The 10051-nt window shown below is 55.7% G+C and carries 16 protein-coding genes, 1 other RNA gene and 1 pseudogene; 10 read left to right on the top strand and 8 right to left on the bottom strand.

Translation table 11 applies throughout. The features are described 5' to 3' along the window. From ACIQ5B_RS08300 to ACIQ5B_RS08260, 9 genes are all read left to right on the top strand, one after another. Positions 1-493: PspA/IM30 family protein (locus tag ACIQ5B_RS08300; RefSeq protein WP_397598595.1), on the top strand; the 493-nt coding region annotated here is incomplete at its 5' end. Position 494: 1 nt separating this feature from the next. Further along, on the top strand, positions 495-779 hold the full coding sequence (gene pspB / locus ACIQ5B_RS08295; protein ID WP_397598594.1) for an envelope stress response membrane protein PspB: 285 nt from the start codon (positions 495-497) through the stop codon (positions 777-779). A gap of 1 nt (position 780) precedes the next feature. Then, positions 781-1164 (top strand): envelope stress response membrane protein PspC, encoded by a 384-nt coding sequence (pspC, locus tag ACIQ5B_RS08290; protein ID WP_397598593.1) that lies wholly within the window; start codon positions 781-783, stop codon positions 1162-1164. Positions 1165-1191: 27 nt separating this feature from the next. Further along, positions 1192-1350: a hypothetical protein gene (locus ACIQ5B_RS08285; protein ID WP_397574516.1), complete on the top strand. Its 159-nt coding sequence runs from the start codon at positions 1192-1194 to the stop codon at positions 1348-1350. Further along, on the top strand, positions 1347-1646 hold the full coding sequence (locus ACIQ5B_RS08280) for a hypothetical protein (protein WP_397574515.1): 300 nt from the start codon (positions 1347-1349) through the stop codon (positions 1644-1646). The genes ACIQ5B_RS08285 and ACIQ5B_RS08280 overlap by 4 nt, the downstream gene beginning before the upstream one ends. 18 nt (positions 1647-1664) lie before the next feature. Beyond that, on the top strand, positions 1665-1991 hold the full coding sequence (locus ACIQ5B_RS08275) for a hypothetical protein (protein WP_395636124.1): 327 nt from the start codon (positions 1665-1667) through the stop codon (positions 1989-1991). Positions 1992-2001: 10 nt separating this feature from the next. Further along, positions 2002-2274, top strand: a complete 273-nt coding sequence (locus tag ACIQ5B_RS08270) for a hypothetical protein (protein WP_397574514.1) — start codon at positions 2002-2004, stop codon at positions 2272-2274. A 26-nt stretch (positions 2275-2300) separates the two neighbouring features. After that, a complete protein-coding gene (locus ACIQ5B_RS08265; protein WP_183940990.1) occupies positions 2301-2543 on the top strand; it encodes a hypothetical protein in 243 nt (80 codons plus the stop codon). Between the two features lie 24 nt (positions 2544-2567). Next, complete coding sequence (locus ACIQ5B_RS08260) at positions 2568-2972, top strand: SufE family protein (RefSeq protein WP_397598592.1); 405 nt, start codon at positions 2568-2570, stop codon at positions 2970-2972. Here the strand turns inward: ACIQ5B_RS08260 and ACIQ5B_RS08255 are convergent. The 5 genes from ACIQ5B_RS08255 to ACIQ5B_RS08235 are packed head-to-tail and all read right to left on the bottom strand — an operon-like array spanning position 2960 to position 7988. After that, on the bottom strand, positions 2960-4300 hold the full coding sequence (locus tag ACIQ5B_RS08255; RefSeq protein WP_397598591.1) for a PepSY-associated TM helix domain-containing protein: 1341 nt from the start codon (positions 4298-4300) through the stop codon (positions 2960-2962). The two genes, ACIQ5B_RS08260 and ACIQ5B_RS08255, sit on opposite strands and share 13 nt — an antisense overlap. A 10-nt stretch (positions 4301-4310) precedes the next feature. After that, positions 4311-6284, bottom strand: coding sequence for a TonB-dependent receptor family protein (locus ACIQ5B_RS08250; RefSeq protein ID WP_397598590.1), 1974 nt, complete (start codon positions 6282-6284; stop codon positions 4311-4313). 51 nt (positions 6285-6335) lie between these two features. Next, entirely contained in the window at positions 6336-6728 is a 393-nt protein-coding gene (locus ACIQ5B_RS08245) for a hypothetical protein (RefSeq protein ID WP_397598589.1), read from the bottom strand. A gap of 39 nt (positions 6729-6767) precedes the next feature. Beyond that, a complete protein-coding gene (locus ACIQ5B_RS08240; protein WP_397598588.1) occupies positions 6768-7301 on the bottom strand; it encodes a J domain-containing protein in 534 nt (177 codons plus the stop codon). Between the two features lie 51 nt (positions 7302-7352). Beyond that, positions 7353-7988 carry a Yip1 family protein gene (locus ACIQ5B_RS08235; protein ID WP_397598587.1) on the bottom strand — a complete coding sequence of 212 codons (636 nt, stop codon included), beginning with the start codon at positions 7986-7988 and terminating at the stop codon, positions 7353-7355. Between the two features lie 92 nt (positions 7989-8080). On the opposite strand from ACIQ5B_RS08235, the pseudogene ACIQ5B_RS08230 reads away from it, so the two are divergent. After that, positions 8081-8365, top strand: a pseudogene (locus ACIQ5B_RS08230) (hypothetical protein); the annotation flags it as partial. Positions 8366-8451: 86 nt separating this feature from the next. Here ACIQ5B_RS08230 and rnpB read toward each other — a convergent pair. The 3 genes from rnpB to ACIQ5B_RS08215 form a co-directional block, all read right to left on the bottom strand. After that, an RNA gene (gene rnpB / locus ACIQ5B_RS08225) (RNase P RNA component class A) lies at positions 8452-8831 on the bottom strand. A gap of 6 nt (positions 8832-8837) precedes the next feature. Continuing rightward, complete coding sequence (locus tag ACIQ5B_RS08220) at positions 8838-9530, bottom strand: N-acetylmuramoyl-L-alanine amidase (protein WP_397598586.1); 693 nt, start codon at positions 9528-9530, stop codon at positions 8838-8840. A 64-nt stretch (positions 9531-9594) separates the two neighbouring features. After that, the coding region (locus tag ACIQ5B_RS08215) for a CheR family methyltransferase (RefSeq protein WP_397598585.1) at positions 9595-10051 on the bottom strand (457 nt) is incomplete at its 5' end.

Genomic DNA, 10051 nt, shown 5'->3' with positions numbered 1-10051 from the left:
AAACACGCTTGAAGCTGACTGGACCGACAAGGCCCATCTCGCGCTGTCAAAAGATCGCGAAGACCTTGCCAAGGCGGCCTTGGTCGAAAAGCGCAAGGCGACCGACATGAAGGACCAGCTGACGGCGGAGGTCGATGTTCTCAACGACGCGCTGAAAGCGTCGGAGCAGGACATTCACAAGCTGCAGAAAAAGCTCGCCGACGCCCGTAGCCGCCAGAACGCGTTGATGACGCGTCTTGAAAGCGCCGAGAATCAGGTCAAGCTGCGCACTATGTATAATGGCGACAAGGTTCGCGAAGCTTTCTCACGCTTTGACGTGCTCGAACGGCGCGTGGACGAAGCGCAGGGATATGCGGACTCGCTGTCCATCGGTTCAGACGCGCCACGCAGCTTGGGCGACGAAATCGCAGCACTTGAGTCCTTCGACGTTGTCGATGCCGAGCTGGAAGCGATGAAAAAAGCCATGAAACAAGACGCACAGAAGGAAGGTTGAAATGGAATTTGGCTCCGAAATCATTGTGATACCGACCATATTTGTCGGTCTACCTTGGCTCATCCTGCATTATGTCACCCGTTGGAAAACCGCGGCAACGCTTACCAATGATGACGAGCGGATGCTGGGTGACATGAACGATCTTGCCCGTCGTCTGGAAGACCGTCTTGATACCGTCGAGCGTCTGGTCGCGCAGGAAAATCCTGAATGGCAGGCACGTCGCATCGACCATGAAACAAAAGATTTCGACCCCGAAAATGTCCGCAGGCTAGAAAGGAACCGCTAAAATGGCTGGTACACATACCAAATTCTACCTCGATAAGGTGAATGCGAAATGGAAAGGCGTTTGCGCCGGGATTGCCGACTATACCGGCGTTGACGTCCTCTGGGTTCGCCTTGGCGCGGTGATGCTCACTTTGATGGGCGGTTTTCCGTGGACGCTAATTGCCTATGTCATCACCGCCTGGATGGCTAACCCAAAGCCCGTGCATCTGTATACCGACGATCGGCAAGACCAGAAATTCTGGCAGGGCGTGCGTCAGTCACCTGCCCGCACAACCCGCGATATTCGTTCGCGTTTCCGCGAAATCGACCACCGGTTGGCCGAAATGGAAACCTATTATGTCAGCAATAACAAGCAGTTGGCCGACGAAATCGAGAGCCTGCGATAAACGACGGCGTAATGGAGGGATTATTTCATGTTCACACTCATCATTCTCGGGCTGATTGCCTGGTTTGCATATCGCCACTTCGCACAGAAAAAACGCAAGGCGGATCGCCGCAACTGGAGCGTTGATTTCCGCGACAGCCCCATCCGGCCCGTCACACGCCGTCTGCCATGGAGGGAATTCAAATGAGCTTTGCAGGCCCCAATTTCATCATTGCGATTGTGGTAGTGATGACAGTCGGTTGGCTCATCAACAACTGGATCCGCGCCAAACATGGCTACCCATTGGAAGATGAATGGGGTGGAAAATCAGCGCTGACCGATGGCGACTATCCCGAAGCAGAGCGCAAAATCATGCTGCTCAGCAATGAAAATGAAACGCTGAATGGCAAGGTTGGTCGTCTGGAAGAACGGGTCGCTGTCTTGGAGCGGATCGTCACGGACAAGGCCGGGCGCCTTTCCGAAGAAATTGAAAAACTACGCTGAAGCGCATTGGAGGAAGCTATGGACCCTGACAAGCTAGCAATGATTACGGCCATCGGCCCCATGATAGGTATTGGCGTTGTCGCAATTTCGGTTGGATGGGTGCTCACCACATGGATGCGCATCAAAAATGGCTACCCGCTTGATGGTGCATGGGGTCAGGCAGTCTATCCCAAAACCGACCAGGAGGCCGTCGAACGCGTAAAATTGTTGAGCCAAGAAAACGCGCAACTGCGTGCGGAGCTTGGATCGATAAAGGACCGCCTCGCCAATGTGGAAAAAATCATCGTCGATGACAGTCACCGGTTAACATCTGAAATAGAGGCCCTTCGCGGGCCGTCGAATTGAGGAGCCATTAATGGACCCGTTTCAAATGGTCGTCGCAATCATTGCCATCATCACGATCGGCAGGATTATCCAGACGAAGCAAAAGGCAAAGCATGGGATCGTTGAGGATCAAGACTTTATGGGCACCAAAACCCACCGTCTTTTGAACAATGCGGATACGCAGCAGATGCAGGACGAAATTCGGGCCTTGAAGGAACGCATTCAGGTTTTGGAGCGCATCGCGACAGAAAACAATAGCGCGAGCGACATCAACCGTCAGATTGAGGAACTGCGCAGCCGGTAACGGCGCGCGGACGGAAAGGAAGGACCATGCAACAGGATCCCAACTTCTACATCATCATCGGCGCCTTTGCGGTGCTGTGTGTCGGCATCGTGTCGTCACTAAGCCTGCGCGGCTGGCGCGACTGGATTGCTTTGAAGCATGCCGAGCTTGAAACCATGCGGCACGGCAATGATGCACCTGTGCCCTCGGCCACGTCGCGTATTGAAGTCGCCGATTTGAAAGAGCGCGTAAAAAGGCTGGAAGCCATAGCGGCAGGGATTGATATCTAAGCAACGCGGCCATATGCGCAGTGCATGACAACATTTGCCGACATTACCGAAGAATATGCATTTCTTGAGGCCGATGACCGCTATCGGTTGCTTATCGACCTCGGCCGCGAATTGCCCGAAATGCCCGCCGCGTTGAAAACCGATGCGACGCTGGTTCGGGGATGTTCCGCAAATGTATGGGTCTATCCCGTGACCGCAGATAACGAACTCACATTTCTGGCCGACAGCAACGCCGCGATTACCAAAGGCATCATCGCGCTGGTCCTGAAAACGGTGGAGCACAAAAACGCCGCCGATATTCTGAAGACCGATATCGAAAATGCCCTTGCGCCGTTCGACCTCAAAAATCAGTTAAGTTCGAACCGGACACAAGGCATTCCCAATATGATCTCGCTTATTCGCGAAACGGCAGCGCGTTACGCCGGCTGAGCCGGACGCAGCCCAAGCCACATCGCAAGTGCAGGCAGTCGCGGCAGCAGCAGCCGGTCGAACAGCCATAACACAAGTAGCGACAGCGCAAGCAACGGCAAGAGCAACGCCATGATGCCGATGATCAACGCAACCCCGCGCATTTTTGGTGGCACCGCAGCAATCGGCGGTGCGCCGAGCGCGTCATCGGGCTTGCGCCGTCGCCACATCAGGAAACCGGACACCACCAATGTGATCAGGCCAAGCGCAGTGAGCACCCCGACCAACTGATTGAACCATCCAAAAAGCTGGCCCTCATGCCATGCAATTCCATAATTGACCGCGCGATCAATGACAGGCTTGTCGGCAAAGCCTTTCCGCGACATCTCCTTGCCGGTTGCAACATCGAATGTGATCTCGCGGTTCAATGGCCGGTTCTGCGCCTCCGATTTAACCGTCCAAGCCATCGGCGTAGGCGGGCCGAAACGCTCAGGCGCGCCTGGTGCTTTCACCAACGCCGGGTGCGGCAGCCGTTCGGCTTTCGCTTTGGCGACCATGTCCGCCAAGCCAACCAGCGGAATGCCGGCAGCCTGCATTTTCATCATTGCATCATGATCATGCTCAGCATGCGGCGCGGCACTGCCCGTTTTCCAGTCTTGAGCGCCTTGAACGAGGCCCAATTCAGCGCGGGCAATACGGAAAGCATCGCCCCAGACGCTCGCCCAAGGCAGTCCTGTGGTCAGCAAAACAAGCGCCAGCCCTGAAACCCAGAAGCCAGTGACCGCATGCAGATCGCGCAGGAACACGCGATTGCCCTTCCCCAACCGGGGCCACACGACACCGGAAAAGCGCTGCCCGCGCGGCCACCACATATACAGGCCGGTCAGGATCATCACGATCGCCCAGCACGCCGCCAGTTCAACAATCCAATCACCCATTTTGCCGATCAGCAGCGACCCATGTATCCGCGACACCGTGGCGGATATCCGGCTTTCTGGATCGATGCTGCCCAACACTTTACCCTGCGGTGACACATAGACGTCGCGCATCGATTGGCCATCCGCGAGCCCGATATGTATCATGGCGGCGTCGCCCGTATGTTCGGGCAAGCGATAGCTTTGGAATTGCGCACCCGGATTGGCCGCCATGACAGCGGCCAACTGCACATTGGGTGACACTGCCTGTTCAGTCGACAGGTTCGTAAATGCGCGCTCCTCCCAACGGTCCAATTGCGGCTTGAAAAGATAGATTGCCCCAGTTGTCGCAAGCACGAGGATCAGCGGCATGACAAAGAGCGAGGCATAGAAATGCCAACGCCAGATCGTGCGGTAGAAAGACGTATTTTCCATTTCTGGTCTCCTAAAACCGCGCACGGACGCCGCCGTAGATGGCACGGCGTTCAACCGGGTAGTAAATGGCGGATGCTGCGGAGGCAAGGATAGCGGCCGACACATCGCCGATGGCTTTCTCTCCGGTCAGGTTTCGCGCATCAAGAAAAAGATCGACCCCCGCCATAACGCGCGCGCCGGCAGATAAGCCCAAGAGGGTATAGCCTGTCGTGCGTGTCGTGTTCCGATAGTCGGCCCATGCACCCTGGGGCACCCATTCAACATTCGGCGCAATATGCAAATCGTCATTCCCAAGTCGAAGCTCCGACCGCAGGACATGCTTTGGCACCACAGGCAGCCGGTTGTTGCCATATTGGGCATCGGCGACAAAGCGGAAGTCGGAATACTGCCAGATTTGCCGGAAGCGCAGCCAATCGGTCGGCGCTGCACTAAACGCAGCCTCGACGCCCTGATGCCGTGTTTTATCGGCGTTGAACGTTGTCGCTGGAATGTCCCGCCCTACGGTAAATTGCAGCATTTCGCGTTTTATGTTGGCACAGTACAGGGCAATATCCCAGTTCGTCCATCCCATTTTCCCGCGTGTCCCGATCTCGGCTGTCCATGCTGTTTGTTCCTTTACAGGAACGAAGGCCGCAATTTGTGCGAGTTCAACGAAGGTCGGGAATTCTGTGGATTTGCTATAATTAGCAAAAATTTGGACGTCTTCAGACGGTTCCCAGAGCACGCCAAATTTGGGCGAAAAAGCGTCGAACGACGCTGCACCCGTTGTGGCAGACGGAACGATTTGAACCTGCTTTCGGAAACCATCGGCATATATACCGCCTGCTATAAGCGTAACGCCCGCAATAGGCGTTGCACGCACCTCACCATACATATTCGACGTGCGGGCCGTCTGGTCGGCATCGAAGGTAAGCGCTCCACGCTTGCCGTTCACATTGATAAAGCGCTTTGCGTCAATTGTTCCCCAACGGGACTCTCCGCCAAGGGTAAAGCTCCATATATCGCCTTCACGGTCATAACGGGCGAACACGCCGCGATCGGTCGACACCTGATCAACAACCTGAAAAATCGGGTGATATAATTCTTTGGCATTCAAGAACGCGCCTACATCCAATTGGCTGTTGCCCCAGTCGAAACGGGTCCGGTTCTGGATACGAACAGAATTGATATCGCGCGCCTGATCCCCGACAAAATTGCCAGTTCGTGGCGCTGTCAAAGCCGTTGCGCGGGTCAATGCACCGGGCAATTCCTGATTAAGCGTGGTCGCACTTGCGTAAAATCGCGTCGACACGACATCCGAAATCCTAAGCCCAACATTTCCGTTAAAGCGCATTGAGTTCCGCTGGGCGTGTTGCCGATCCCCCTTGTGGCTATCGGCGCTGATCGCTGCCCAAGCATTGGCGTCGTCGTCACCCACTCCAAAAGACGCCAAGCCGCGATAAAAGTCATAGCTGCCGACATCACCGCGAAGGTAAAGGCCCGCGGCATTGTCTCCTGTGGGCGTAACACCGTTGATTGCGCCACCCAATGTGCCGGAACCGAACCTCAAAGCATTCGCGCCGCGATATACCTCTAAATGGTCGAAAAATATGGGTTCAAGCTCTTGAAAGTCGCCATTGTCGTCGGCCAGATTGATGGGAACCCCATCCTGCAGCAACGTCAGTCCGCGCATGTGGAAGCCACGCGACAGACCCGAACCGCGAATGGAAATGCGGACCTCCTGCCCAAAACGCGGCTGGGTGTACACGCCCGCCGAAAAGGCCAAGGTGTCACGCAACGACACGACGGTCTTGTCTGCATAATCTTCGTGGCTAACGACGTCGGTGCCGCCTGCGGTGTTGTTTGCCGATATTTCGGCCTCGTCAGCGGCTGCACGGCCGGTGACAATAATCGTGGTGTCAGCAGCCTCTTCAGCTGCGGCGGGCGTAATGATGGCAATAACAGAGCACGCGACGGACGCGCGCAAAATGGGCAATAATTTCATGATATTTTCCTAAATCTAAACGAGAGATAGGCCGCAAAGCAGCCTTGTAGTTTAGACGTAAGAAGGTGGCCCTATGGCTGGTGGCGGCGGGGCAGCGAGGCCAGCGCCTACCGATACTTCGCGTTTGGCAAAAACAGGAATGGCGAGCGCAACAGGCGCCATTGCAACTTGGAAATCAGCGGAAAGCACGTCCGCAGCCATCGCGGCTCCCGCGAAGGCACAAGGTTGATGCTCAACCGATTTGCCTTTGGATGGGTCTTCCTTGTGCAGCTTACCCGATTTGTCCATCCAGACGGTCTGGGTGTCCATTCCGGTACAGATGGTCAGCGCAAAACCACGCTCCGACGACGGCATGAAACCGGACGGAATGATGACGCGCAAAGCCAGCGCCAGCAATATCAGTGCTGCAGCTATATTCCGGAAAGGCGAAGATGCGCGAATCACGCGCGCCCTATGCGCTTGCAATTTGGCCCACGCAAGTAACTAACCCTTCCACTCGCGCCGTTCTTCGGCAACGCGCAGAACGTCATAAGCCGCCTGCCCCGCCTGAAAAGCCATGGCCGCGTCGGCGTTGCCGGGGTTTACGTCGGGATGCGTTTCCTTGGCGATTTTGCGCCAGGCTTTTTTCGCGTCATCAAACGTGGAGTCGCTTTCAAGGCCCAGAATATCGAGCGCGTGCATTTCATCACGGCTACGGCTGCCGTCGCCGGACCCGGCCCAACCATAATGTGCGGATTCTTTGTAGCCCGATGAATCGCGGCGCTCATTGGCCTCGCGCTCGTCGGCTTCTTCCTTGGTCAGACCTTCGAAATAGTCCCAACCACGGTTATATTCACCGGCATGTTCTTCACAGAACATCCAGCGATCCGGGCTGTTGGGTGATTTCGGTGCGGGGCAGTTTCCGGCTTTGTTGCAACCATAGCGGTCGCACAGACGCACCTGTTGCGCTTCGGTGCTGCTGCCATAGCCGCGCCAGCGGGGAAAACCCCAGTCATTTCGTCGAGTGGTACGCACCATGCCGCCGACTTAGCGACGGCATGCGCATTTTGCTAGTGGCGTAAACGCAATTTATGCGCCGGACAGAGCGCCGCCCATCATCCCGCCGCCGAACAAGGTCGAAAAAGCAATGCCGATCAGGATGCCGGAAATAATGACAGTTAGAACGACATAGATGAGCACGATGACAACGGTGAATCCCGCGACCTTTTCCTTAGGAACACCGAGCACAGGCTGCAGCCCCAGATAGATCAGGTAAACGACATACGCGATTGCGGCGAAAGAAATTAGACCGCCCAATATGGGGATCCAGCCGACCAGTCCCGACACCCAAGTTGGGGTTGATGCATATGTCATCAGCTTTGCCGACTGGACCATGTCGGACTTGCCGTTAAAGCTGGGGGACACAGCATTTACGAGGAACGACATCACAAAAAGCGTGACGAGGGAAAACACATATCCCACCACCGCCATTGCCGCGATGGCGCCAAAGCCCATTTCCATAGCCCCGCCGCCCATGCCCCCAAGACTAGCGGTATTTATTCCCAATGCGCCGGTAAATATTATGCCAGCGGCCAAGGGAATAGCTGCCAAGATCATCGCATATCCGGTGAACAACCCGCCAACGGTTGCTGGTTCGTCCGCAATGACATTCCATTCATCCGTCGGTTTTAAAATGATATTCTTCGCGCGAGCAACAATCGACATTGACTTCTCCCTCTGAAAAATGTGTTTCTCGGCAGAAGAAAACATAATGGCGCGAACATGTAAATGTTGACGTTCGCGTAAATGGAGGGGTCATGAATATGTTATTGCGGGTATTGCTGGGAGCAATTGGCGTGTTTGCGCTGTTTGGCGCTGCACAGCATTGGTTTAGCTTCGACGCAGCGTTCACAGGGCGCGGCATTGCAGCAATCGATGATATCGGCCGCGCGAACCTGCGCGCCGACGTCGGAGGATTGTTTTTGGGAATTGGTGCCTTCACCTTGTTCGCCGCTTTCCGGCAGCATCGGGGCGCGCTTGTTGCGACTGCCATCCTTTTGAGTGCAACGTTAATCGGCCGCATTGTCAGTATCGCGTTCGACGGGTTCAGCGCCCCTGTTGCCCCGCCGATCATTGTCGAGGCGGTTGTTCTTGCCATATTGGGCATCGCTTATTGGGCGTGGGGTAAAAAGCCAGAGGGTCTGTAAGCCGGGTTCTGTCCTCCGCTGCGGCCGAGGCGTAAGCGGATGTGCGACCATTCATCTAGGCGACGCATTGCTGCGGCACTCATGCAACCAACCCGGGCGACTGGCAGGAGGATGCCATATGCCGCCCCTATTCGGTTTTGCTCCCGGTGGGGTTTGCCTTGCCGCTTCTGTTACCAAAAGCGCGGTGCGCTCTTACCGCACCGTTTCGACCTGGCCGCATCGAAATGCGGTGGGCTGTTTTCTGTGGCACTTTCCCTAAAATTGCTTCCGCCGGACGTTATCCGGCACCGTTCCTCGCTGGAGCCCGGACTTTCCTCCCCATAGCAGTTACCCACTAAGCGGCGGTCGCCCAACCCTCTGGCATGGCTTAGATAGCAGGTCCGCCCTCATACTCCAAGAGCAAGCTCAGCAATATTGCCCGGCATTCTCCGTCGATCACGCCTTCAACATTTTCGGGACGAAAACGACGCTGGAATGCGACCGTAGCTGCACGTCCATCTGATATGCTGTAACCATAACGTTCTAACGCCAAAAGGAACGCGGCGTCCGGCCAACCGGGATCAACCAGCTTTTCTCGTGGGCGTGGAACAGCAAGCCCAAGCTTTGCCAAACGTTCCCAGTCAAATAGCTCGCCCGGATCTTCTTTACGTGTTGGCGCGACGTCGCTGTGACCGACGACGTTTCGCGGATCAATTCCGTACGTGCGGACAATTCCGGCGACCAAACGCGTCACGGTGTCCATTTGCGCTTCGGGAAACGGGCGATAGCCAAATTCATGCCCGGGATTGACGATCTCAATACCAATACTGGCGCTGTTGCAGTCCGTCACACCGCGCCAATAGGACAGCCCGGCATGCTGCGCCCTTTGTTCCTCACGCACCATGTGGACCAGCTGGCCGTCTTCATCGACGACATAATGCGCCGACACTTTGGAAGCGGGGTTCGCGAGCCAGTCAATGGCGGCTGCACCCGACTGCATGCCGGTATAGTGCAAAACAAGCATCGTGATCGGCAAGCTGCGCTCGCCAAAATTGGGTGATGGGTTCCAGATCATGGTCATAAGGCGACCATAGGTAAGTCCACCGTTGCACGCAATATAAGCCGATGCGGGAAACTTTTGCTGGTTACGCGCCTTGCCGGCCCGGCGCCAACTCGTAAAAACCGCGAAACGCTCTGCTGGCGCGAAACTTCTGCGTTTGCCCAATGACGGTTTCGGCGGCGCCGAGCATTAAGAGCCCGCCCTCTTCCATGGATGGCGCAATCGCTTCCAAAACATGTGTACGCTTATCGTCGTTAAGATACATAAGCACGTTTCGGCATAAAATGACGTCAAAACGGCCAAAATGGCGCACGGGCGTCAGCATATTATGCTCCGTGAACGTCACCATTTTGCGCAAAGCATCTTTGGCCACCCATTCTTCGCCCTGTTGCTCGAAATGGCGAAGCATGTGTGTCACGGAAAGGCCACGCTGAATTTCAAACTGCGAATACCGCCCTTCCCGCGCCTGTGCCAAGGCCGTAGCAGATATATCGGTACCCAATATTTGAATTGTCCAACCCCGCCATTTTTCGACGTTTTCC

The sequence above is a fragment of the Sphingorhabdus sp. genome (genome assembly GCF_044374345.1).
In the GTDB taxonomy this organism is placed as follows: Bacteria; Pseudomonadota; Alphaproteobacteria; order Sphingomonadales; family Sphingomonadaceae; genus Sphingorhabdus_B.
Note: the sequence above shows the minus strand (reverse complement) of the source record. Positions and strands in the feature narration are given on the sequence as shown.

Coding starts and splice junctions, on each gene's coding strand:
- pspC (WP_397598593.1), top strand. CDS start 781: ATGGCTGGTACACATACCAAATTCTACCTCGATAAGGTGAATGCGAAA.
- ACIQ5B_RS08275 (WP_395636124.1), top strand. CDS start 1,665: ATGGACCCTGACAAGCTAGCAATGATTACGGCCATCGGCCCCATGATA.
- ACIQ5B_RS08285 (WP_397574516.1), top strand. CDS start 1,192: ATGTTCACACTCATCATTCTCGGGCTGATTGCCTGGTTTGCATATCGC.
- ACIQ5B_RS08255 (WP_397598591.1), bottom strand. CDS start 4,300: ATGGAAAATACGTCTTTCTACCGCACGATCTGGCGTTGGCATTTCTAT.
- ACIQ5B_RS08235 (WP_397598587.1), bottom strand. CDS start 7,988: ATGTCGATTGTTGCTCGCGCGAAGAATATCATTTTAAAACCGACGGAT.
- ACIQ5B_RS08280 (WP_397574515.1), top strand. CDS start 1,347: ATGAGCTTTGCAGGCCCCAATTTCATCATTGCGATTGTGGTAGTGATG.
- ACIQ5B_RS08220 (WP_397598586.1), bottom strand. CDS start 9,530: ATGACCATGATCTGGAACCCATCACCCAATTTTGGCGAGCGCAGCTTG.
- ACIQ5B_RS08250 (WP_397598590.1), bottom strand. CDS start 6,284: ATGAAATTATTGCCCATTTTGCGCGCGTCCGTCGCGTGCTCTGTTATT.
- ACIQ5B_RS08270 (WP_397574514.1), top strand. CDS start 2,002: ATGGACCCGTTTCAAATGGTCGTCGCAATCATTGCCATCATCACGATC.
- ACIQ5B_RS08260 (WP_397598592.1), top strand. CDS start 2,568: ATGACAACATTTGCCGACATTACCGAAGAATATGCATTTCTTGAGGCC.
- pspB (WP_397598594.1), top strand. CDS start 495: ATGGAATTTGGCTCCGAAATCATTGTGATACCGACCATATTTGTCGGT.
- ACIQ5B_RS08240 (WP_397598588.1), bottom strand. CDS start 7,301: ATGGTGCGTACCACTCGACGAAATGACTGGGGTTTTCCCCGCTGGCGC.
- ACIQ5B_RS08265 (WP_183940990.1), top strand. CDS start 2,301: ATGCAACAGGATCCCAACTTCTACATCATCATCGGCGCCTTTGCGGTG.